Source organism: Streptomyces lydicus (assembly GCF_000717345.1).
In the GTDB taxonomy this organism is placed as follows: domain Bacteria; phylum Actinomycetota; class Actinomycetes; order Streptomycetales; family Streptomycetaceae; genus Streptomyces; species Streptomyces lydicus.
In genome coordinates, this window is sequence record NZ_JNZA01000037.1 from 24,859 (window position 1) to 49,937 (window position 25,079).

Annotated in this window: 5 protein-coding genes and 1 pseudogene; all 6 read right to left on the reverse strand. The window is 74.9% G+C overall.

Annotated elements, in window-relative coordinates; genetic code table 11:
- Window positions 1-17: 17 nt before the first annotated feature.
- A complete protein-coding gene (locus OO62_RS29050; RefSeq protein ID WP_033270602.1) occupies window positions 18-1,343 on the reverse strand; it encodes a serine hydrolase domain-containing protein in 1,326 nt (441 codons plus the stop codon).
- A 15-nt stretch (window positions 1,344-1,358) separates the two neighbouring features.
- A complete protein-coding gene (locus tag OO62_RS29055; RefSeq protein ID WP_051733695.1) occupies window positions 1,359-12,311 on the reverse strand; it encodes a non-ribosomal peptide synthetase in 10,953 nt (3,650 codons plus the stop codon).
- Window positions 12,308-20,560, reverse strand: a pseudogene (locus OO62_RS29060) (amino acid adenylation domain-containing protein); the annotation flags it as partial. The pseudogene OO62_RS29060 and the gene OO62_RS29055, both read right to left, overlap by 4 nt.
- Before the next feature lie 74 nt (window positions 20,561-20,634).
- Window positions 20,635-21,654, reverse strand: coding sequence for a phenylpyruvate C(3)-methyltransferase (gene mppJ, locus OO62_RS29065; RefSeq protein ID WP_033270603.1), 1,020 nt, complete (start codon window positions 21,652-21,654; stop codon window positions 20,635-20,637).
- A gap of 200 nt (window positions 21,655-21,854) precedes the next feature.
- A complete protein-coding gene (locus OO62_RS29070; RefSeq protein WP_051733697.1) occupies window positions 21,855-23,390 on the reverse strand; it encodes a glycosyltransferase family 39 protein in 1,536 nt (511 codons plus the stop codon).
- 54 nt (window positions 23,391-23,444) lie between these two features.
- Window positions 23,445-24,944, reverse strand: coding sequence for an ArnT family glycosyltransferase (locus OO62_RS29075; RefSeq protein WP_051733698.1), 1,500 nt, complete (start codon window positions 24,942-24,944; stop codon window positions 23,445-23,447).
- Window positions 24,945-25,079: the final 135 nt, after the last annotated feature.

Here is a 25,079-nt window from a genome sequence, read left to right on the forward strand (position 1 = left end):
CCGGTTCCGTCCCTGTCTCAGGCTCGGGGGGCGAGGCGCCCGGTGATCTGGAGGTAGTCGATGCGCCCGGTGGCCGGGTCGGGCACGAAGCGGCCCGGGGAGCGGGCGCCGCTGCCCAGCTCCCGCATGACGAACCGCAGGTCCGGGGTGCACAGCAGCTCGGAGTGCGGGGCGCCGCCGAAGCTCAGGAGCAGCCCGCCGCCGTCCTCGCGCAGCACCTCGAACGTGGTGTCGCCGTTGGTGTAGCGGCCCAGGCAGCCGTCCGGGGGCGGCGGTGCCGCGGCGCCGGCCGGCGGCTCCGGGTCCGGCCGGTCGCCGACCGCCAGGCCCAGTTCCCGCAGCCGGGGCACCAGGTCGTCCCACAGCGCCTGGCCGGTGTTGGCGTTGGTGGTCAGGGCGACCGCGGAACCGTTGACCGGGTCGAACCGCAGATGGCAGGAGGTGCCGTCACCGGTGCCGTTGTGCCCGTAGACGTCCTCCGCGCCGTCGTCGAACCGCGCCCAGCCCAGGCCCCAGCCGTCGGCCATGCCGTACGGCCCGACGGCCATCGAGGCGAGCTGGTCGAAGCACATGTCGTCGGCGGTCGCCCGGTCCAGCGGCTCGGGATCCGGACAGCCGGCGAAGTACAGCCCGGCGAACGCCAGGAGGTCCCCGGCGCTCAGGGCCAGCGCGCCGTTGGGCATCTCGACCTCGGGCAGGTCCTGCTCGGGCACCGGCACGATCCGGCCGCGGGCCGCCTGCACGGCGTGCCCGGCGGCCACCGGCCGCCCGGTGCGCTCCGGCCCGGCGACGAACGCCGGCCGCAGCCCCAGGGGTTCGAGCAGGACCGCGCCGATCGCCTCCTGCCAGGTCATCCCGGTCACCGCCTCGATGAGCCGGCCCACGACGACGTAGCCCACGTTGGAGTACGAGAAGACCGTGCCCGGCGGATGGGTCAGGTCCGTCCTGCGGCAGTGCCGGGCCACCCACCCGGCGCGGTCCCCGCCGGCCTCCGCGGTGCCCTCGGCCACGTCGGACGGCAGGCCCGCGGTGTGGCTGAGCAGCTGCCGGAGGGTGACCAGGGCGCCCGCGCCGAACTCCGGCAGCTGGTCGATCAGCGGCTCGTCGAGGTCCACGTCCCCGTCGGCCACCAGGATCATCGCCAGCGCCGCGGTGAACGGCTTGGTCAGCGAGCCGACCGGGAAGGCGGTGTCCGGCCCGACGGGCGCGCCGGAGGCGGTGTCGGCCACCCCCGTGTGCACCAGGAACCGCGCGCCCTCGTGGAAAACGGCGAGCTGCGCGCCGGGCACCCGGTGGCGGGCGGTCAGCTCGGTCAGGATGCCGTGCAGTCTGTCGTGGTCCATTGCGTTGTCCATGCCTCATCGCTCCGATATGTGCCGGGCGATGGCGCGCAGCGCGTCGGCGAAGTCCTCGGCCACCTTGTCGATGGTGGCCCTGTGGTGAACGTTGCGGGAGAAGTACCAGGTGAAGCGGAGCCGCCCGGCCTGGACGGCGCCGACCACCTCCACCGGGTGCCCGGTCAGCTCGTCCGGCCGCTGCTCCCTGCCGATGGGGTCGCCGAACGCGTGGTAGAGCTCGCTCTCCCCGGCGCGCTGGGCGTCGTCGGCCTGCCCGTGGTAGTTGAACACCACCTGCGCCGGGGCCCGGTCGGCGAGGGCGGCCCCCGGGGTGCCGGCCGGGCCGAGCCGGCGCAGCGCGCCGTAGCCGAAGCCGTTCCCGGGCAGCGACCGCAGCTGCCGGCGGACGGCCTTGATCAGCGCCGGCCAGTCGTCGCGGTGCTCGCCCACGTCGAGGGCGACGGGGTACTCCGTGGTGAACCAGCCGACGGTCCGCGACAGGTCGACGTCGTCGAAGAGTTCCTCCCTGCCGTGCCCCTCGGTGTCGAACACCACCCGGCGCTCACCGGTCCAGCGGGCCAGCACCCCGGCCAGCGCGGCGTACAGCACCTCCTGGAAGCGGGTGCGGAACACCCCGGCGGACCGGCGCAGCAGCACCTCGGTGAGGTCCTCGGGCAGCTCCACCGTGACGGTCTGCACCGACTCGACCAGCGGCGGTCCGCCGCCGTCGCGGGGGATGTCGGTGGCGGGCGGCAGCGCCTGCCAGTACGCGGCCTGGCCGTCGAGCCCGCCGTCGGCGACGTGCCCGGCGAGCCGGTGCGCCCACTGCCCGAACGAGCTGCCCGGGGCGCCCAGCGACACCGGTTTGCCGTCGCGGGCCTGGACGTAGCCGGCCTCCAGGTCCGCCAGCAGGATCCGCCAGGAGACCCCGTCGACGACGAGGTGGTGGGCGGTGAGGAACAGCGTGGGCCGCTCCCCGGGCCCGAAGACGAACAGCAGGGCGGCGAACAGCTCACCGGCGGCCAGGTCGAGCCCGGCGTCGGCCGCCGCAGCCAACTTGTCCATCGCGGCGGCGCGTTGGCACGGCTCCAGCGCCGACAGGTCGTGCCGGCGCAGCACGTCCACCGATCGGGGCGGCGTGGCGTACTGGTGCCACGCTCCGTCCTCGCGGACGAAGCGGTGCCGCAGTGCCTCGTGGTGGCCGGTCAGCGCGGTGAGCGCCTGCCGCAGCGCCGCCTCGTCGGTCTCCGGGTGCAGCTCGACCACGACCGACTGGGTGAAGTGGTGCGGGGCGAGCGGCCCGGCGGCGAAGTAGTCGTGCTGGACGGGGGTGAGCGGGATCGCCGCACCGCCGTCGTACGCCACCGGCGCCGGCGCGGACTCCGCGGGCCGGGCGGCGGCCCGTTCGGCGGCCAGCGCGGCCAGCGGCCGGATGCTCTGGTGGACGAACAGGTCCTTGGTGGTGACCGCGAGGCCGGCCTGCCGCATGCGCTGGACGGCCTGGATGCTCAGCAGCGAGTCGCCGCCCAGCCGGAAGAAGTTGTCGTCCGTCCCCACCCGGGAGACGCCCAGCACCCCGGCCCAGATCTCCGCCAGCGCCCGCTCGGCCTCGGTCTCCGGCGCGCGGTAGGCGGCGGGCGCCCCGTCCTCGTCCGGGTCCTCGGGCTCCGCGGCGGACGCGGCGTCCCGCAGGGCCGCGGCCCGCCGCTCCTCCGCCGCGTCCGCCGGCGCGAGGCCGTCGAGCGCGTGGTGGTCCTCCAGGACCGCGGCGAGCAGCTCCTGGAAGCGGGCGGCCAGCCGCTCCACGGTGCCGGGGTCGAACAGCGCGGTGCTGTAGCCGACCGCGGCGCGCAGCCCGTCCGGCTGGTCGACGAAGTCGAAGCTGAGGTCGTGGCTGACCTCCCCGCTGACGAACGGGACCTCGGTGACGGTCAGCCCGGGCAGCTCCGGCGGGGCCGACCGGTCCGCCTCCAGCCCGACGAACACCTCGACCACCGCGTTGCGGCTCGGGTCGCGGCGCGGCCGCAACACCTCCACCAGCCGGTCGAACGGCACCTCCTCGTGCTCGAAGGCTTCCAGGACGGTGGACCGGACCGTGTCGAGGAGGTCGCCGAAGGTGCGGCTCTCGTCGACGGTGGTGCGCACCGCCACGGTGTTGACGAACAGGCCGACGAGCCCCTCGAGTTCCTGCCGCGAGCGGCCCGCCGACGGGGTGCCGACGACGATGTCGCGCTGACCGGTCCAGCGGGCCAGCAGCAGCTGGACCGCGGCGGTGAGCACCATGAACAGCGTCGCGTCGTGCCGGCGGGCCAGGTCCTTCAGGCCGGCCGCCACCCGCGGCTCGATGTCCAGGAGCAGCATCCGGCCGGCGGAGCTGCGGACCGCCGGGCGCGGCCGGTCGGTGGGCAGCGCCAGCGGCCGTACGTCGGCCAACTTCCGCTGCCAGTACGCGAGATGGCCGTCGAGGGCCGGGCCGGACAGCATCCGGCGCTGCCAGACCGCGTAGTCCGCGTACGTCACCGGAAGCGGCGGAAGGGCCGGTTCCGTGCCGTCCAGGGCCGCGGCGTACAGGACGCCGAGCTCCTCGCAGAGCACCGCCATCGAGCCGCCGTCGGTCGCGATGTGGTGGATGACCAGCAGCAGCAGATGATCGCGGGCCCCGAGCCGGAACAGTTCGGCGCGCAGCACCGGCCCGTCGGTGAGGCTGAACGGGCGGGCCGCACTCCGCTCGACGTGCGCGCGCAGCGCGTCCTCACGCCGCTCCTCGGGCACCCCGGTCAGGTCGGTGAGCGCACAGGCCACCTCGCCCGCCGGGTGCACGATCTGCCGGGCGCCGCCGTCGGCCGCCGCGTAGGTGGTCCGCAGCGCCTCGTGCCGGGCGACGAGCCCGGTCAGTGCCTGCCCCAGCGCCGCGCGGTCCGGCTCACCGCCGAGCCGCAGCCCGGTGACGATGTGGTACTCGCTGCTGTCCGGGTCGAAGTCGTGCAGGAACCACTGGCGTTGCTGGGCGGACGACAGCGGCAGCGGTGTGCCGCGGTCGGCCGGCTCCAGCGGGACGTCGACGGCCGTCGAGGGCGACTCCTCGGCGAGGACGGCGGCCAGCGCGGCCACCGTCGGGGTGTCGAAGAGCTGGCGGGGCGAGGGGGCGAGCCCCAGCGCCGCCCGGATCCGGGAGATGACCCGGATGCTGAGGATCGAGTCGCCGCCCAGCTCGAAGAAGTTGTCGTGCACGCCGACCCGTTCGACGCCCAGGACCTCCTGCCAGATCCCGCAGAGCAGCAGCTCGGTGCCGCTGGACGGCGGGGCGTACGGGCGGGCCGGGTCCTGCGCGCCGGCCGGGGCCGGCAGGGCGCGCCGGGAGACGGTGCCGCTCGGCGTCATCGGCAGCGCGTCCAGCACCACGTACGCGGTGGGGACGGCGGGCGCGGGCAGCCGTTCGGTGGCGAACGCCCGCAGCTCGGCGGGGTCGGGGGTGCCGCCCGCGGCGGGCACCACGTAGCCGACCAGCCGGGCCGGACCGCCGTCGTCCTTGCGCACCGCGGCGGCCGCCGCGGCGACCGAGGGGTGCCGGGCCAGTACCGCCTCCACCTCGCCCAGTTCGACCCGGAAGCCGCGGATCTTGACCTGGTCGTCGACCCGGCCCAGGCATTCGAGGTTGCCGTCGGCGCGCCAGCGCGCCAGGTCGCCGGTCCGGTACATCCGGGCGCCCGGCTCCGGTGCGAACGGGTCGTCGAGGAACCGCTCGGCGGTCAGCTCCGGGCGGCCCAGATAGCCGCGCGAGACGCCGTCGCCGCCGATGTAGCACTCGCCGACGACGCCGGTGGGCACCGGCCGCATCCGCCCGTCCAGCACGTAGATCCGGGTGTTGGCGAGCGGCCGGCCGACCGGGACGAAGGCGGCGTCGCCCAGCGGGTCGCGGCCGAGCTGGAAGACCGTGGAGTCGACCGTGGTCTCGGTCGATCCGTACGCGTTGACCAGCACCGTGCCCGGTGCGAGGCCGGCCAGGATCTCGGTGGCGGCGTCGGCCGGCCAGCCCTCGGAGCCGACCATCAGCACCCGCAGCTCCTCCGGCCGGACACCGCGCCAGGTCAGCTCGGCGACCACCGCGCGCGCCAGCGTCGGCACCGTCACCATCAGCTGCGCCCGGCTCTCCAGCAGCAGGTCGGTCAGCGCCACCTGGTCGGCGACGGCGTCCTGCGGGCAGATCACCATCGTGCCGCCGAAGAGGGCGGAGAGCAGGAAGTCGCTGAAGAACAGGTCGACGGAGATGCTGGAGACCGACAGGGCGCGCGGCCGCAGCGCGGCCAGCCCGTAGCGCCGGTCCCAGGCGTGCACCATGTGGTGGACGTGCCGGTGCTCGACCATCACGCCCTTGGGGCGCCCGGTGGTGCCCGAGGTGTAGACGACGTACGCCAGGTCCTCCGGCGTCACCGGGACGTACGGCGGGCGGGCCGGCAGCTCCTCCAGCAGGGGCAGATCGCGGTCCAGGCACACGGTGACCGCGTCGTGCCCGGCGGTCCGGTCCAGCAGCCGTTCCTCGGTCACCACGACCGGTACCGCGGCGTCCTCCAGCATCACCCGCAGCCGCTCCGCCGGATAGGCGGGGTCGAGCGGGACGAAGGCGCCGCCGGCCCGCAGCACGCCCAGCAGCGCCACCACGGCGTCCACGCCGCGGTCGGCGCACACCCCGACCAGCGTGCCCGGGGCGACGCCTAGGCCGACGAGGTGGTGCGCCAGCCGGTTGGCGCGGGCCTCCAGCGCGGCGAAGGTCAGCTCCCGTCCGGCGTCGCGGACCGCCACCGCGTCGGGGGTGCGGGCGGCCCGTTCGGCGAACAGCTCGTGGACCGGCCGCGGCGGCGGGAACGCGGCGGTGGTGTCGTTCCACCCGTCGAGCAGCCGCGCGCGCTCCTCGGCGTCGAGCAGCGGGAGATCGTCCACCGGGGTGTCCGGCGCGGCGGCGATGCCGTCGAGCAGCGTCGCCAGGTGCCCGGCCATCCGCCGCGCGGTCGCCTCGTCGAACAGGTCGGGGTCGTAGCCCAGGTTGAGGTGCAGCTCGTCGGCCGCGTACGCGGTCAGGGTGAGCGCGTAGTTGGTGACCTCGTCGCCCTGGAAGGTGCCGAGGGCGAGGCCGTGCGCGGCGGCGGCGTCCTCGTCGTAGGGGTAGTTCTCGAAGACGACGATGCTGTCGAAGAGGTTGGTGCCGGCCGGTACGCCGCTCCAGCGCTGGATCTGCGCCAGCGAGACGTGCTCGTACTGCCGGGAGTCGAGCTGGTCGCCCTGGAGGCGGCGCAGCCAGTCCACGGCCGGGGTGCCGTCGAGCCGGGCCCGCACCGGAACGGTGTTGATGAACAGGCCCGCCATCGACTCGGCGCCGGGGAGGGTCGCGGGACGGCCCGAGACGGTGGTGCCGAAGCACACGTCGTCGGTGCCGCCGTAGCGGGCCAGCAGCACCGCCCAGGCGCCCTGGACCAGCGTGTTGACGGTCAGCCGGGCCGCCCGGGCGGCCTCGGTCAGCCGTCCGGAGCGGGCCGCGGACAGCCGCAGCCGGACCTCGCGGGAGGAGCGGGTGCCGTGCGCCTTCACCGGCAGCCGGTCGAAGGGCAGCGGGGTCGGCACGCCGAAGCCGTCGACCACCGACCGCCAGTGCGCCTCGGCGGCCTCGCGGTCCTGCTCTGCGAGCCAGCGCACGTAGTCGCGGTACGGGCGGCGGGCCGGGGCCGCCGGGGGCGGGCCGCCGGTCAGCGCGGCGTAGCGCGCGCACACCTCGGACAGCAGGCCGGCGAAGCTCCAGCCGTCCATCAGGATGTGGTGCGAGGTCCAGTACAGCTGCACCGCGGTGTCGTCGAGCCGGGCGATGGTCAGCCGCAGCGGCGGGGCCTCGGCGAGGTCGATGACGGTGTCCGTGCGCCGCTCCCACAGCTCGTCCAGGGCGGCCTGCCGGTCCTCCTCGGAGCGCGCCCGCAGATCGAGGTGGGTGACCGGCACCCGGACGCCCGCGCGGACCACCTGGAGCGGCTCGGCGACGTCCTGCCAGACCACACAGGTGCGCAGCGCCGGGGTCCGGTCGACGACCTGCTGCCAGGCATCGGCCAGCGCCCCGGGGTCGCCGACCCCGTCGATCCGGACGCCGAAGTGCCCGGTGTACGGGTCGCGGCCGGACTCGCTCAGCGCGTGGAAGAGCATGCCGCTCTGCATCGGCGTCAGCGGGTAGATGTCCTCGACGGTGCGGCCGTCGCCGGCGATCCGGTCGACGGTGGCCTGGTCGAGGGCGGCCAGCGGGAAGTCGGACGGGGTGGCGCCGCCGGAGCCGGGCGCGGCGCAGTGCGCCACGATCGCCTCCAGCGCGGCCATGAAGGCTCCGGCCAGCCGCTCGACGGTTTCGGTGCGGTGCCGGTCGGCGGAGTAGGTCCAGTGGAACTCCAGCCGGCCGCCGGTCACCTGGCCGTTGATCTCCAGCAGCTGGGGCCGGGCCTGTGTCGCGGCCCGCTCGGCGCCCTCGCTGTCCAGCAGGGCGCGGGCCAGCCCGCCGGGGGCGGCGTCCACGTCCATCTGGCCCAGGTAGTTGAAGCTGACCTCGGGTTCCGGGGTGTCGGCGAGCGGGCTGCCTGGCCCGGTGAGGTGGCGCAGCGCGCCGTGGCCCAGGCCGTTGCGCGGCACCGCCCGCAGCTGCTCCTTGACGCTCTTGAGGACCGCTCCCCAGTCCCGGTCGGCGGGCATCCGCAGGGCGACCGGGAAGACAGTGGTGAACCAGCCGACGGTACGGGTGAGGTCGACGTCGTCGAAGAGGTCCTCGCGGCCGTGGCCCTCCAGGGCGACCAGCACCCGGTCGCCGCCCGCCCAGTCGGCGAGCACCCGGCCGAGCGCGCTCAGCAGCACGTCGTTGATCTGCGTGCGGTACGCCTCGGGCACCTGCCGCAGCAGCGCGTCGGTGCCGTCCGCGGAGAGCCGTACGGAGACCGTGCGGGCCGAGCCCGCGGTGTTCTCGCCCTCCGGCGCCGGTCCGTCGAGGGGCAGCGGGGCGGCCCGCCGCGCCTCCTCCTGGACGCCCTGCCAGTACGGGAGTTCGTCGTCCAGGCCGCCCTCGGCGGTGTGCCGGGCCAGCCGGTGCGCCCAGTCGCGGAACGAGGTGGTGCGGGGTCCCAGGTCGACCGGCCGTCCGGCCGCCGCCTGGCGGTAGGCGGTCTCCAGGTCGGCCAGCAGGATCCGCCAGGACATGCCGTCGACGACGAGGTGGTGCGCGACGACGTAGAGCCGGGGCGGGCGGCCGGCGCCCAGGGTGAACAGCCGGGCCCGCAGCAACGGCCCCTCGGCCAGCCGGAACCCGCGCTGCGCCGCGTCGGTCGCGGCCGCCATCGCGGCGTCCTGCGCCTCGGCCGGTTCACCGGACAGGTCGGTGTGGACGAGGAGTTCACCGGTCTCCGCCGGGGCGTTGTGCAGCCGCCACCCGCCGTCACCGTCGGGCGTCGCGCGCAGGCGCAGCGCGTCGTGCTGTGCGGTCAGCGCGGCCAGGGCGGTGCGCAGCGCATCGTGGTCGGGGGTCTCGGCCAGCTCCAGGTACAGCGACTGGTTGAACTGCTCCAGGCTGTCGCCCAGGGTGGCGAAGAACCAGTGCTGGATGGGGGTGAGCGGCAGCTCCCCGGAGACCGGGCCCCGGTCCGCCGCCCGCGGGGCGGCGTCCGCCTCGGCGACGGCCTCGGCGGCCAGGTCGGCGATCGTCTGCCGCAGGAAGGTCTGCTTGGCCGTCACCCGCAGCCCGGCGGCCCGGGCCCGCGCCACGACCTGGAGGCTGAGGATGGAGTCGCCGCCCAGGTCGAAGAAGTTGTCCTCCACGCCGAGGTCGGTGACGCCCAGCACCTCCGACCAGATGCGCGCCAGCGTCTCCTCCGCCGGGGTGCGCGGGGCGATCCGGGCGTTGCTGCCGTCGCGCCGCAGGTCGGGTGCGGGCAGCGCCCGCCGGTCGACCTTCCCGTTGGCGTTCTGCGGCAGCCGGTCCAGCAGGACGAACACCGACGGCACCATGTGCTCGGGCAGCGCCTGCCGGGCGAACTCCCGGAGCCCGGCGCTGACATCGGTGTCCGCGGCGCGGGCCGGCACGGCGTACGCCACCAGGCGGCGGGTGCCCCGCTCGTCCTTGTGGACCGCGGCGGCCACCGCGGTGACCGCGTCGTGGCGGGACAGCACCGCCTCGACCTCGCCGAGCTCGATCCGGAAGCCCCGCAGTTTGACCTGGTCGTCGGTGCGGCCCAGGTAGTCCAGGTCGCCGCCGGGCAGCCAGCGGGCACGGTCGCCGGTGCGGTACATCCGGCTGCCGGGCGGGCCGTAGGGGTCGGCGACGAACCGCTCGGCGGTCAGCGCCGGCCGCCCGAGGTAGCCGCGGGCCAGCGCGGTGCCGGAGAGGTACACCTCGCCGGGCACGCCGGCCGGCACCGGGCGCAGCCGGTCGTCCAGCACCTGCACCCGGACGCCGGACAGCGGGCGGCCGATCGGCACGGACTCGCCCACGCCGTCCGGGTCCAGCGGCCGGCTCATGGTGGCGCAGACCGTGGACTCGGTGGGGCCGTACGCGTTGATCATGCGGTGGTGGGCGGACCAGGCGCGGGCCACCGCGGGCGGGCACGCCTCGCCGGCCACGATCAGCGTCAGGTCCGCCGGCAGCGTGCCCGGGGTGAGCGCGGACAGCGCGCCCGGCGGCAGCGTCACATGGCTGACCCGGTGCTCGGCGAGCACCCCGGCGAGCGGCTCGCCGGGCAGGATCCGCTGCTGGCCGACGACGACCAGCGCACCGCCCGCCAGCAGCGCCATCCCCAGCTCGGAGAAGGCCGCGTCGAAGCCGAGCGAGGCGAACGACAGCACCCGCGCGCCGGGACCCGTACGGAAGTGCGCCGACTGCGCGGCGACCAGGCCGTGCACACCGGCGTGGGTGACCACCACGCCCTTGGGGCGGCCGGTGGAGCCGGAGGTGTAGATGACGTACGCGGGGTGGCCGGGCAGCAGCGGGCCGGCCAGCTCGCCGGCGGTCAGCGGAGCGGTGGAGTGCCGGCCGGCGGCGGCGCGCACGCCCGGGTCGTCCAGGACCAGCGCGGGCGCGCCGAGGTCCGTGCCGCCGTCGAAGCCCGACGCGGTCAGCACCAGCAGCGGGCGGGCGTCCTGCACCATCATGCGGTGGCGTTCCGCGGGGTTCCTCGGGTCCAGCGGCAGATACGCGGCGCCGGCCTTCTGCACCGCCAGGATCGCCTCGACGGTCAGCGCGGAGCGGGGCAGCGCCAGCGCCACCAGCGTCTCCGGGCCCGCCCCGTGCTCCAGCAGCAGCCGGGCCCACCGGTTCGTGCGGGCGTCCAGCTCGGCGTAGCTGAGGGTCTCCTCGTCGGAGACCAGCGCGTCCGCCTCCGGGGCGCGGGCCACCTGCGCGGCGAACAGCTCCGGGGTGGTGCGCGCGGGGGCGCCGGACCCGGTCTGCGCCCAGTCCTCGGTCACCTCGCGCAGTTCGTCGTCCGGCAGCACGGCCAGCTCCGCCACCGGGGTGGCGGGACGCAGGGCAAGGTCCGCCAGCAGGGTCAGCAGCTGCGCCGCGATCCGCGCGGCGTCGTCCGCGTCGAACAGGTCGGTGTTGTACGTGAGATGGCCGTCGAGCCGGCCGTCGTGCTCGGTGAAGTCGAAGGACAGCTCCATGCTGGAGGTGACCACCGGCGGCGGCACCTCCTCGATCCGCAGCCCCGGCAGCCCGGTCGTGCCGCCCGGGGTGTTGTGCAGGTTCACCGCGACCTCGGCCAGCGGCGGCCGGCTGGGGTCGCGCTCGGGGCGCAGCGCCTCGACGACCCGCTGGAACGGCACGTCCTCGTGCGCGAAGGCGTCCAGGACCGTGTCGCGCACCGCCCGCAGCAGCTCGGTGAAGGAGCGCGTCTCGTCGATCCGGGCCCGCAGCACCAGGTTGTTGACGAAGAAGCCGATCAGGTTCTCGGTCTCCGGCCGGCCGCGGCCGGCCGCGGCGGTGCCCACCGCGAGGTCCCGCTGCCCCGTCCGGCGCGCCAGCAGCAGCTGCACCGCGGCGACCAGCGTCATGAACAGGGTGGCGCCGCTGTCCCGGCCCAGCTCCTTGAGCCGGGCGGTGAGCTGCTCGGGGACCGTGAAGGAGTGCAGCGCGCCGGCGCTGGTGCGCACCGGCGGCCGCTGCCGGGTCGTCGGCAGGTCGAGCGGGACCAGCCCGGCCAGCTCGCGGCGCCAGTGGTCGAGGCCCTCGGTGAGCCGCGCGGAGGTCAGCCGCTCGCGCTGCCACACCGCGACATCGGTGTAGCGCACCGGGAGTTCCGGCAGCGCGGCCGGCTCGCCGCGCAGTGCCGCGGCGTAGTGGGCGGTCAGCTCGCGCAGCAGCACGCCCATCGACCAGCCGTCGGTGACGATGTGGTGCAGGCCCAGCGCGAGCACGTGGTCGTCGGCCGCCAGCCGGATCAGCTGGGCCCGCAGCACCGGGCCGCGGCGCAGGTCGAAGGGGCGCCGTGCCTCCGCCAGCAGCAGGGTCGCGAGCGCGTCGTCCCGCTCGTCGCCGTCCGCCGCCGACAGGTCGACCAGCGGCAGCGGCGGCCGGACGGGCGGATGCACGGTCTGCTCGGCGTGCCCGTCACGGGAGTCGAAGGTGGTGCGCAGCGCGCCGTGCCGGGTGACGACCGCGGCCAGCGCCCCGCGCAGCGCGACCGGGTCGAGCTCGCCGCGCAGCCGCAGCACCCGCAGGGTGTTGTACTCGTTGCTGTCCGGGTCGAGTTCGTACAGGTACCACAGGCGTTCCTGGGCGGGCGAGAGCGCGACCGGCCCGTCGTGGTCCAGGCGCGGGACGCGGTCCGCGCCGCCGGCCGCGGGGGCCCGGCCGGCGAGCCGGGCGCGCAGCAGCTCCTGGACGTGGGCGGGCAGGGCGGCGGTGCGCGCGGCGCGCGACGCGGGGGCGGTGGGGTTCTCGGGCTGGTCCGCTGCAGAGCTGGTCATAGGGCGCCGCCTCCGACGGCTTCTTCCAACTGCGCCAGGATCGTGTCCTCCAGGCGCTCGGCTAGGGCGGCGATGGTGGGGGCGTCGAAGAAGTCGCGGGGTGAGACCTCCACGCCGAACGCACCGCCGATCCGCGACATCAGTCGCAGGCTGGTGACGGAGTCGCCGCCGAGGTCGAAGAAGTCGTCCTCGACGCCGACCTGCGGCAGGCCCAGCAACTCCGCCCAGATGACGGCGAGGGCCTCCTCGGTGGGCGTGCGGGGGGCGACCGGCTCGGCTGTGCCGTGGCCGGCCGGATCCGGCGCGGGCAGCGCCCGCACATCGACCTTGCCGGTCGGCCCCAGCGGCAGCGCCGGGAGCACGACGAGCGCCGAGGGCACCATGTAGCCGGGCAGTTCGCCCGCCAGGGTGCGCAGCAGCGCGGCGGTGTCCGGTGCCGCGTCCCCGGCGGCCGCGTCGTCCGCCACGACGTAGCCGACCAGCCGTTTGTGCCCGCTCCCGTCGTCCCGGGCGACCACCGCCGCCTCCGCGACGCCGGGCCGGCGCAGCAGGGCGCTCTCCACCTCGGCGGGCTCGACCCGGTAGCCGCGGATCTTGACCTGGTTGTCCACCCGCCCGGCGAACTCCAGTTGCCCCTCGGCCGTCCAGCGCACCAGGTCACCGGTGCGGTAGAGCCGGGTCCCGGGCGGGCCGAACGGGTCGGCGACGAAGCGCTGCGCGGTCAGATCGGGCCGGCCGAGGTAGCCGCGGCCCAGGCCCGCCCCGCCGAGGTACAGCTCGCCGGTGACCCCGACCGGGACCACCGCCAGCCGCTCGTCGAGCACGTAGAAGCGGGTGTTGGGCACCGGCGGCCCGAGCGGCACCCGGCGACCGGACGCCGCGGGGTCGACGCGGTGCAGCGCCACCGACAGGGTGGCCTCGCTGGGACCGTAGATGTTGAACAGCCGGCGGCCCCGCGCCCACTCGCGGGCGAGTTCGGGTGCCAGCACGTCGCCGGCGAGCCCCAGACTGCGCACGCCGGGCAGCGCGGCCGCGTCCAGCACCGCCGCGACGGCCGGCGGCAGGGTCAGCGCGGTGACCGCCTCCGCCCGCAGCTGCTCGGCGAGCCGGGCCGGGCTCTGCCGGGCCTCGGGGTCCGCGATCACCAGGGTCGCTCCGGACGCCAGCGTCAGGAAGACCTCCCAGACACCGCCGTCGAAGCTCATTGTGTAGAACTGCAGCATCCGGCTGTCCGGGCCGAGGTCGTACAGCCGGATCGCCTCGGTGACGATGTTGTACAGCGACCGGTGGGTGATCATCACGCCCTTGGGGCGGCCGGTCGACCCCGACGTGTAGGTGACGTACGCCAGGTCGCCGGCGTCACCCACGGTCTCCGGCGCCCCGTCCGGGTGCGCCTCGACGGCCGCCAGGTCCCGGTCCACGCACACCACCGTGGCGTCGGTCGGCGGCAGCCCGGCCAGCAGGTGTTCCTGGGTGAGCAGCACCGCGGGCCGGGACTCGGCCAGCATCGCGGCCAGCCGCTGCGCGGGGAACTCCGGGTCGAGCGGCACGTACGCGGCGCCCGCCTTGAGGGTGCCGAGGATGGCGACGACGACCTCCGCGCTGCGTTCCACGGCGATCCCGACCAGCGCCTCCCGGCCCACGCCCGCGGCGCGCAGGTGGTGCGCGAGCCGGTTGGCCCGCCGGTCCAGCTCGCGGTAGGTCACCTGCCGGCCGCCGTCGACGACGGCCACCGCGTCGGGCCGGGCCGCGGCCCGTTCGGCGATGACCGTGTCCAGCCGGCGGTCGACCGGGTACGCCGAGGCGGTGTCGGTCCAGCTCTCGACGAGGGTGTGCCGCTCGGCCGCGGTGAGCATGGGCAGCTCACCGACCCGCCGGTCGGGGTCGTGCGCGGTCTCCGTCAGCAGCGTGCGCAGATGACCGGCCAGCCGCGCCACGGTGCCGGCGTCGAAGAGCGCGGAGTCGTAGCGCAGCACCACGGTCAGCTCGTCGCCGCCGTAGACGATGGCGTTCAGCGGGTAGTTGGAGGTGTTGGTGGCCTCGATCGCCGCCAGCCGCAGGCCGTACTTCGCGGCGATGCCGACGTCGGCGGGGAAGTTCTCGAAGGCCAGCACGCTGTCGAAGAGCCCGCCGTCCGCGCGCTCCGGCGCCCACCCCTGGACCTGGGGCAGCGAGACCTGCTCGTGCGCCCGCGCCTCGGCCTGTCCGTCCTGCACCCGGCGCAGCCAGTCGGGCAGAGCGGCGTCCGGGTCGACGTCGATCCGCACCGGGAGGGTGTTGATGAACAGCCCGATCACCGACTCGGCGTCGGCCAGGTCGTCCGGGCGGCCGGCGACGGTGGCGCCGAACAGCACGTCCCGCTCACCGCTGTGGCGGGCCAGCAGCAGCGCCCACAGGCCCTGCACCACGGTGTTCAGGGTCACCCCGGCCCGCTTGGCCACGGCACCCAGCCGGGCGGTCTCCGCGGCCGGCAGCCGCAGCTCCAGCCCGGCGTCGGGCGTGGCCTGGCGGACGTCGGTGCGCGGCCGGTCGTACGGCAGCGGGGTGGGCGACTCCCAGCCGGTGAGCGCGGTGCGCCAGTACTTCTCGGCGGCCGTGCTGTCCTGCCCGGCCAGCCAGCCGACGAAGTCGGCGTAGCTGCCGCGTTCCCGGGGGGTGTGCGGTACGCCGTCGGCGAGCGCGGCGTACTCGGCGAGCACCTCCGCGAGCACCTGAAGGGCGCTCCAGCCGTCCAGCAGCAGATGGTGGAAGGTCCACACCAGCCGGAGCCGGCCGCCGCCGAGCCGGGCCAGGGCGAGCCGCATCAGCGGCGCGCGGTGCAGGTCCAGGGCCCGGGCGCGGTCCGCGGCCAGGTGGCGCGCCAGCTCGGCGCGCTGCCCGTCCTCGTCCAGCGCCGTCCAGTCGAGGTGGGTCACCGGTATCCGCACGTCGGAGCGGATGACCTGGAGGGGCTCGGCGAGGCCGTCCCAGACCAGGTCGCTGCGGAGCACCGGGGTGCGGGCGGCGACCCGCTGCCAGGCGTCGGCGAGCAGTTCCGGCTCACGGATGTTGTCCAGGGGCAGCTGGAACTGCTCGACGTACAGGCCGTGTTCGGCGTCCATCAGGTGGTGGAAGAGCAGGCCGCTCTGCATGGGCGTCAGCGGGTAGGCGTCCTCGGCCGGGCCGCCGGCCGCGGACAGCCGCGCCACCCCGGTCGCGTCCAGGCCGCTCAGCGCGAACGCCGGGCGGGCCGGTGCGTCCGGCGCGTCCGCCGGCTCCCGCTCCACCGTCACGACGGGGGCCAGCGCCGCGATGGTCTGCCGCCGGAACAGGTCCTTGGAGGTCAGCCGCAGACCGGCCCGGCGGGCGCGTACGGCGACCTGGAGCCCGGCGATCGAGTCGCCGCCCAGGGTGAAGAAGTTGTCGTGCACGCCGATCCGTTCGAGGCCGAGCACCTCGGCCCAGACGGCGGCCAGCGTCTCCTCGATCTCGCCGCGGGGCGCGACGTAGGGGGCGTCGCCGCCCGCGGCCGGCTCCGGATCGGGCAGCGCCCGCCGGTCGATCTTGCCGTTCGCGGTCAGCGGCAGCGCGTCGAGCAGCACGAAGGCCGACGGCACCATGTACTCCGGCAGGGCGGCGGCGAGGTGCCCGGCGAGCTCCCGCGGGTCGGGTGCGGCGTCCTGGGCGGCGACGACGTAGGCCACCAGGGACCGGCGACCGGGGGCCGGCTCGCGGACCGTGACGAAGACCTGCGCGAGGTCCGGGTGGCGGGCCAGCTCGCTCTCGATCTCGCCGAGTTCGATGCGGTAGCCGCGCAGCTTGACCTGGTTGTCGACCCTGCCGAGGAAGTCCAGCGTGCCGTCCGGCAGCCGTCGCACGATGTCTCCGGTCCGGTACATCCGCGCTCCGGGCGGCCCGAAGGGGCAGCCGACGAACCGCTCGGCGGTCAGGTCGGGGCGGCCGAGATAGCCGCGCGCCAGGCCCGCGCCGGCGAGGTACAGCTCGCCGGGCACCCCGACGGGCACCGGGCACAGCCGGTCGTCGAGGACGTAGACGGCGGTGTTGTACAGCGGGGCGCCGATGGACGGCAGCCCGGGCGGCGCGGTGGGGCCGAGCGGCTCCACCACCGCCTGGGTGGCGGCGACCGTCGCCTCCGCCGGCCCGTAGGCGTTCACCAGCGCGAACGGCAGTCCGGGCTGCGGCCGGCGGCGCAGCGCGTCACCAATGACCAGGACGGTGCGCAGCCGGGTGGTGGCGATCGCGGGGACGTCCAGCAGGGATTCGATGCGCGGGGTCGGCAGGTAGGCGACCGTGGTGCCGCGCTCGGCGAACCACTCGACCAGCGCCGTCGGGTCGTCCAGCGTCTCCTGGTCGGGCTGGTCCACCCGGGCGCCCGCGCACAGGTACGGCCACACCTCGCCGACCGCCACGTCGAAGGCCAGCCCGACCACGGAGGAACCACGGTCCTCGGGGCCGACGGCCAGTGCGTCGTTGTGCCAGGCGCAGTAGTCGGTCAGCGCGCTGTGCGGCACCGCGACACCCTTGGGCCGCCCGGTGGACCCGGAGGTGTAGACGATGTACGCGAGGTCGTCGGGGCCGGTCTCCACCAGGGGGTCGTGCCCGGGGCAGCGGGCCACGTCCGGCGCGGCCGCGTCGAGGTCGATGACGGCGGCTCCGGTCGGCGGCAGCAGACCGGCCTGCCGCCCGGTGGTCAGCAGCACCGGGGTGCCGGTCTCCGCCAGCAGGTTGCCGAGCCGCGCCGCCGGGGTCTCCGGCGCGGTCGGCACGTACGCGCCGCCCGCCTTGAGCACCGCGAGCATCGCCACGATCAGCTGCGGCCTGCGCTCCAGGTTCAGCACGACGGGCGTGCCCCGGCCGACGCCCAGCGCCGTCAGGTAGTGCGCCAACCGGTTGGCGTGCAGCTCCAGTTCGGCATACGTCAGGGTCCCCTCGCGGTGCGTGACGGCGAGCGCGTCGGGGGTCCGGCGGGCCCGCTCGGCGAACTGCCGGTGCACGGGGAGCGTGGTCGGCGGCTCGACGGCGGTGTCGTTCCAGACGGTCAGCAGCGTCTCGCGCTCGTCCGCCGTCAGCAGCGGCAGGTCGCGCACCTGGGCGCGCGGCGCGGTGCGGACGGCGTCCAGCAGCTCCCGCAGATGGCCCGCCAGCCGCTCGACGGTCGCCGCGTCGAACAGGTCGGTGTTGTACTCGACCATCACGTCCAGCGCGCCGGCCCGCTCGGTGAACTCCACCGTGAGGTCGAAGATCGCGGCCGGCCGCGGCAGCGCGACGGTCGCGGTGCGCAGCCCGGCGAACTCCTCGGCGCCGGCCGGGGCGTTCTGCAGCAGCAGCATCGCCTGGATCACCGGCGTACGGCTCGGGTCCCGCTCGGCGCCCAGCGCGTCCACGACCTGGTCGAACGGCACGTCCTGGTGCGCGAAGGCGCCCAGCACGGTCTCCCGCACCTCGCCGAGGAAGTCGCCGAACGGCAGCTCGCCGCGCACGTCGGAGCGCAGCACCACGGTGTTGATGAACGAGCCGACCAGGCGCTCCACCTGGGGGTGGTCGCGGCCGGAGACGGCGGTGCCCAGCGCGATGTCCTGCTGCCCGGACCAGCGCGCGAGCAGGACCTGCAGCGCGGCGGTCAGCGTCATGAAGAGGGTCGCACCGTGGGCGGCGCCGACCTCCTTGAGACCGGCCACCAGCCGGCGGTCGAGGGTGAAGCGGTGCGCCGCACCGGACGAGGTCTTCACCGCGGGCCGGGGCCGGTCGGTGGGCAGCTGGAGCGGGGCCACGCCCGCCAGCCGCTCGCGCCAGTAGGTGAGCTGCGGCGCCAGCCGGCCGTCGTCGGCGGTGGCGCGCTGCCAGGCGGCGTAGTCGCCGTAGCGGACCGGCAGCGGCTCCAGGGCGGCGGGCACCCCGCGGCACGCGGCGTCGTAGCGCAGGCTCAGCTCGTCGGCGATCAGCCCCATCGACCAGCCGTCGGTGGCGAGGTGGTGCAGGCCGATGACCAGCACGTGGTCGCGTTCGCTGCGGCGGATCAGCAGCACCCGCAGCACCGGCCCGGCGGCCAGGTCGAACGGCCGGCCGGTCTCCTCGGCCAGCAGCCGCTGCAGGGCGGCCTCCTGCTCCTCGCCGGTCAGCGCGGAGAGGTCCTCCAGGGTCAGCGGCACCGGGAAGCCCTCGGCGGGGGCGATCACCGCGGCGGGCCGGCCGTCCTCGGACACCACGGTCGTGCGCAGCGGCTCGTGACGGGTGATCAGCCCGGCCAGGGCGGTGCGCAGCGCGGCCGGGTCGAGGGGGCCGCGCAGCCGCAGCGCCGAGTGCACGTTGTACTCGACCTCGCCGGGGTCGAGCTCGTGGAACAGCCAGAAGCGCTGCTGGGTGAAGGACAGCGGCAGCGCCCGGCCGGTGCGCGGCACGGCCGGTATCTCCTCGGCCCGGGCCGCGCCCGCCGCCTCGGGCCGGCGGGCCAGCGCCCGGACGGTGGGGGCGGCGAAGAACTCCGCGGCCGACAGCCGCAGCCCCAGCGCGGCCCGCATCCGCGACAGGACGCGGACCACGGACAGCGAGTCACCGCCCAGGTCGAAGAAGTCGTCGTCGGCACCCACCTGTGCCACGCCGAGCACCTCGCGCCAGATGGCGGCGAGCGCCTCCTCGGCGGGCCCCTCCGGTGCGGTGTACTCCGCGTCGACGCTGTCCTGGCGGGTCGGCGCGGGCAGCGCCCGGCGGTCCAGCTTGCCGTTGGCGGTCAGCGGGAAGGCCGCCATGGCGTGGAAGGCGGTGGGGATCATGTAGCCGGGCAGGCGGGTGGCCAGCGCGGCGCGCAGCCGGGACGGCGTGGGGCGGGCGGTGCCCGACGGCACGACGTACGCCACCAGCCGGCGCTCCCCGGACGCCTCGTCGCGCACCACCACCGCGGCCTGGTCAACCGAGGCGTCCTGTGCCAGCGCGTGGGAGATCTCGCCCAGCTCGATCCGGAAGCCGCGGATCTTGACCTGGTCGTCGCTGCGCCGCAGGTACTCCAGACCCCCGTCGGGCAGCGGCCGCACCAGGTCGCCCGAGCGGTACATCCGCGCGCCGGGCGGCCCGAACGGGCAGGCCACGAAGCGCTCGGCGGTCAGCCCGGGACGCCCCGCGTAGTTCCGGGCGAGCCCGGGTCCGGCCACGTACAGCTCGCCCTCGGCGCCCACCGGGACCGGCCGCAGGTCCTCGTCGAGGACGTGGAAGGTCAGGTCCGGAATGGCCACGCCGACGGCGCTGCCGGGGGCGTGCGCGGCGAGCTCGCGGTCCAGCGCGAGGAAGGAGGAGTGCACCGTGGTCTCGGTGATCCCGTACATGTTGACCAGCGTCGGGCCGCCGGCGGTGCCGTCGGGGTGCCGCTCGTACCAGTCGGCGAGCTTGCCGAGGTCCAGTGCCTCACCGGCGAACACCACGTACCGCAGGGCCAGTCGGTCGCCCAGCTCCGGGTTCTCCCGGTCGGCGGCCATCAGCTGGTAGAACGCCGACGGCGTCTGGTTGAGGACGGTCACCCGCTCCTCGACCAGCAGCCGCAGGAAGTCGGCGGGGGCGCGGGTGGTGGCGTGCGGGACGACCACCAGCTTGCCGCCGTGCAGCAGCGCCCCCCAGATCTCCCAGACCGACACATCGAAGGCGAAGGAGTGGAACAGCGGCCAGACGTCTTGCTCATCGAAGCCGTACCAGTGCGCGGTGGACGACAGCAGCCGCCCCACGTTGCTGTGCGGGACGACCACGCCCTTGGGCCGGCCGGTGGAGCCGGAGGTGTAGATGACGTAGGCGGGGTTCTCCGGCGACCGCGGGGCGGCCGGGGCGGACGGCTGCCGCGCCCCGGTCCGCTCCCGGAGGTCGGCCGCCTGCCGCTCCCACTCCTCCATGACCAGCCAGTCGGTCCCGGCCGCGCCGTCCGCGGAGTCCGTCCCGGCCGCGCCGGCCAGCTCGTCCCGCAGGCCGGCGGTGGTGATCGTCGTCACCGGCCGCGCGTCGCCGAGGATGTAGGCGATGCGGTCGGCCGGGTACTCCGGGTCGATCGGGACGTAGCCCGCGCCGGACTTCAGCACGGCGAGGAGGGCCACGACCAGGTCGGCGGAGCGGGGGAGCAGCAGCGCGATGAACCGCTCGGGGCCCGCGCCCCGTGCGGCCAGCACGGCGGCGAGGCGCTCGGCCCGGGCGTCGAGCTCGCGGTAACTCACCGCCCGGCCCTCGAAGACGACCGCTGTACGGTCCGGTGTCCTCGCGGCCTGCTCGGCGAACAATTCATCCAGGCGGCGATCGCGCCACTCACCCATGGAAAACCCCCTCAGCCGACGTGGTCGATGTGCGTGTGCGGTTACTCGAGTTCGAAGACCACGGAGACCGACAGCGAGTCGATGGCGTGCTTCTTCACACAGCGCCAGCCACCCTCCTCGAATACCCCGTCCCATTCGTCGAGCGTCGGCAGGTAAACGCCCATCATGTCGTGCCCGACCTCGAATCCCAGGGTGAATATCGGGAGTTCGCGGTCGGGTATGCCGACGGTCCGGGTCGCGTCGCCGAGCAGGAAGCGGCGTACATTCGGGAACGCCTCGCGGATCTTCCGCAGCGTCTGCACGCAATTCTCGCGGGGCCAGAAGTCGTGCCCCATCATGAAGCAGGTGAGCAGATCCACCTTCGCGAACTGGTCGGACGCCTCCGCCGGCACCTGGTCGATGGTGCGGGCGTCACCGCGTACGAAGGAGATCTGGTCGCCGAATCCCTTGGCGGCCACCTCCTTCTCGGCCATGCCGATCGCGCCGTCGGCGATGTCGATGCCCAGTCCGCGCACGCCGGGGAACCGGCGGGCGATCTGGATCAGCCGCTCACCGCTGCCGGACCCCAGGTCGGCGACGGTGGTGGGCTCGTAGCCCAGGCCGTCGACGGCGGACCAGAACGCCGGGTCGAAATAGCGCTCGCTGATCTCCCGGCAGGCATAGCTGATGGCCGCCGCGTCGCGCTGGTAGAAGTCGCCGACGCGGTTCTCGTTCGGCAGCACCTGGGGCATCCGGCGGAAGAGTTCGCCGCTGCCCTGATTCAGCCAGTGGAACAGTGAACGGTGGTGGTCGGCCTCGTCGAAGTACGGTCCGGTGACGATGGTTTCGCCCTCGCGCCGCACGATTCCCACACTGGCCAGTGCGGTGAACATTCCGGTCACCGCGGGCTTGTGCAGATCGTGCCGCGCGGAGAAATCGGAAACGTCCAGCTTGCCGTTCTCCCGCAGCTCGTCAAGAGCTCCGAGCTCCCACGCGGCGCCGATGGCCGATGAAGCCAGCGTCGAGTTGAAGATGTCTGCCACGGCGCGTCGCGCCTGCGCCTCGGAAACCTCGGTACTCATATCACGCCTCCACCCCTCGAAGGGGTCGTCCGCAAATCGATTGGGCGTACGCAGTCCAGCGATTTCCAGTCTCGGGTGAACTCTCCGGCTGATCCACGACTTTTACCGTGCAGCGAAGCAGGTCGGCAGACGGCCCGGTCCGAAAGCGGAAACTTTCGAACCGGGCCGCGGGCGGTGCGGGGTCGGAGACCGGAAAACCGCTACAGATAGGCGTTGTAGTGCCGGTAGGCCGGCCACAGTGCGGACCACGGCTTCTTGCGGTCGTGGCACACCGTGATCGCCACGCCCTGCTCGGGGTTGTCGATGCCCAGCCGGTTGTCGACGTGGTCGACGACCTTGCAGGAGGCGAACCCGGCGTCGAGCAGGGACCGTTCGATGTTGCCCACCGCGACCACCACATCGGCGCTCTGCGGCGGCGGTCCCCACTTGTGCAGCTCGTTGTGGCCGCTGTAGACGGCCGGCAGCCCGTGCCCGTAACGGTCCAGCGCCCCGGCCTCACCGAAGTTCTCGGTGAGCACCACCGCCCGGGAGCGCTCCCCGGCCGGCAGCGCCCGGTAGGCCGCCTCGGTCTGCTGGACCAACCGGGGCCAGCCGACCGTCTCCAGCGGCATGCTGGCCACCTGGAAGTCGCGCAGCCCGCTCTTGGGGATCACCGGCAGCGACAGCAGCATCTGCGCCGCCGCGCTGAGCACCAGCGAGACCGCGAGCACCGACAGCCGCAGCTTGCGGCGCCCCGCCCACCGGTCGGCCCGCACGCACCCGGCGGCGAGCAGCGCGACCAGCAGCCCACCGGTGTAGTCCGGCCGCCCGCCCTCGATGAGGTACGACGCCGCGGTGGCCGCCAGGTACCCGACGCCCAGCGCCCGGACCGGCTTCCACTCCGGCACCCGGAACAGCTTCACCAGCCCGATCACGCACAGCACGAACAGCGCCGGGCCGAACAGCAGGATCAGGTTGGTGGCGAACATGGCCCGGTTGGCCTCGCCGTCGGTGCCGGCCAGCCCCTCCGCCATCTGGAGCTGCGGGAAGTCGTGGGTGACCTGGTAGATCAGGTTCGGCGCGCCGATGACCAGCGCCAGCGCGATGCCCGCGTACAGCCGCCGGTCGGCGAACACCTTGCGCGGCCCGACCAGCGCCACGCCCAGCAGCAGCGCCACCGGCAGCAGCAGCACGATGTACTTCGCGTACAGCGCCACGCCGACCACGACCCCGGCCCACAGCCACCACTTGCCCTCGCCGCGCAGCAGCACCCGCAGCGCGAACAGCAGCACCGCGGCCCACGCCACGGTGTCGAAGCTGGTGGTGAGGATCCAGTGGCCGAAGCTCAGCACCATCGTCGAGGTGGCCACCCCGAACGCGGTCAGCGTCTGCGCCCGCCGGGAACCGCCCAGTTCGGCGGCGATCATCGCGCCGAGCGCGGTGACCGCCGCGGCGCACAGCACCGCCGGCACCCGGATCGCCCACATGCTGTCGCCGAAGACCGCCATCGCGGCCCGTACGGCCATCGGCAGCAGCGGCGGCTGGTCCACGTAACCCCACGCGAAGCCGTGCTCGCCCAGCAGGCGGAAGTACAACTCGTCGGCGTGGTAGCCGTATTCACCCGCGAACGCGAACAGCAGCACCGCCAGCCCGGCCACCACCACCGCCACCGGGCGCCAGGCCACCGGCTCGGGCCGCAGCCCGCGCGCGCCGGCCCCGGCCGCTGCCCTGGTATCCCTGTCGAGGGACGTCGTCATCACGCCTCACTTCCCGCTGAGTTGTCGGTTCGCACCCGCCCCGGCCGGGGCACCTCAGCCGCTCAAGTAGTGGTAGGCGGGCCACAGCCGGGCCCAGGAGTCCTTGCGGCCGTGGCAGACCGTGACCGGCTTGCCCTGCTCGGCGTTCGCCACGCCGACGCCGTTGTCGATCCGGCCGACGACGCGGCAGGAGCGGAACCCGGTGTCGAGCAGGGACCGTTCGATGCCCACCGCGACCACCACATCGGCGCTCTCCGGCGGCGGGCCCCACTTGTGCAGCTCGTTGTGGCCGCTGTAGACGGCCGGCAGCCCGTGCCCGTAGCGGTCCAGCGCCCCGCTCTCGCCGAGGTTGCCGGCGAGCACCACGGCCCGCGCCCGCTCCTGCGGCGACAGCGCGTCGTACGCCGCGCGCACCCGCTCCGCCAGCCGGGGCCAGCCCACGCTCTCCAGGGAGATGTTGTTCAGCGGGACGAACGGGGAGTTCTGCGGCAGCACCGGCAGCGCCATCAGCACCTGGAGCACCGCACCGGCCGCCAGCCCGGCGCACAGCAGCGCCCGGCGCAGCCGGCGTCGCCCCATCCACCGGTCGGCGGCCACCGCGCCCGCCGCGAACAGCCCGATCAGGAAGCCGCCGACGTAGTCGGGCCGGCCCCCGCCGTAGATCGTCAGCGCCACCCCGACCGCGAACGCCGGCGCCAGTGCCCGCACCGGCCGCCACGCCGGGTCCCGCACCAGCTTCACCAGCCCGGCCACCCACACCACCGTCAGCACCGGCCCGAGCAGGATCACCAGGCTCGGCAGGAAGATGATCCGGTTCATCGGCCCGTCGGTGGCCCCCAGGGCGTCGGCCATCTGGAGCTGCGGGAAGCCGTGGGTGGCCTGGTAGACCAGGTTCGGCGCGCCGACGACCAGCGCCAGCGCCGCGCCCGCGTACAGCCCGCGCGACCGGAACACCGTGCGCGGCCCGGCCAGCGCCAGCCCCACGGGCAGCGCCACCGCCGGCAGCGCCACGATGTACTTGGCGTACAGCGCCAGGCCCAGCACCGCCCCGGCCCACAGCCACCACTTGTCCTCGCCGCGCAGCAGCGCGCGCACCACGCACAGCAGCAGCGCGGTCCAGGCGAGCATGTCCAGGGTGGTGGTCACCATGATGTGGCCGACGCTGAGCACCAGAAACGAGCTGCCCAGTCCCAGCGCGGCCAGCGTCTGGGCCCGCCGGGTGCCGCCCAGTTCGGCGGTGATCAGTGTCCCGAGCACCACCACGGCACCCGCGCACAGCGCCGCCGGCACCCGGATCGCCCACACCGAGTCACCGAGCACCTGCGCGGTGGCGTGCACCAGCGCCGGCACCAGCGGCGGCTGGTCGGTGTAGCCCCACGCCCAGCCGTGCTCGCCCAGCAGCCGGAAGTACAGCTCGTCCACGTTGTAGCCGTACCTGCCGGACACCGCGAGCAGCAGCACGACGACGCCGCTCGCGACGCCGGCCGCCGGCCGCCAGGCCGGCCGTACGGCAGGGCCGGTGTCCGCCCGCACCTCTTCAGGGACCGTCAGCACGTCTCCCGCCGCCTCCCGCACTCCGCCTGCCCGTCGTCGCCGGTCCCCGTCCGCCGGTCGGCGTCCGGGTCCCGGTGAGATCACCGCTCGGAGTCTGCGGTCCGGCCCCACGGCCCGCCACGAGTTTGCGTTGTC

Coding starts and splice junctions, on each gene's coding strand:
- OO62_RS29050 (WP_033270602.1), bottom strand. CDS start 1,343: ATGGACCACGACAGACTGCACGGCATCCTGACCGAGCTGACCGCCCGC.
- OO62_RS29055 (WP_051733695.1), bottom strand. CDS start 12,311: ATGACCAGCTCTGCAGCGGACCAGCCCGAGAACCCCACCGCCCCCGCG.
- mppJ (WP_033270603.1), bottom strand. CDS start 21,654: ATGAGTACCGAGGTTTCCGAGGCGCAGGCGCGACGCGCCGTGGCAGAC.
- OO62_RS29070 (WP_051733697.1), bottom strand. CDS start 23,390: ATGACGACGTCCCTCGACAGGGATACCAGGGCAGCGGCCGGGGCCGGC.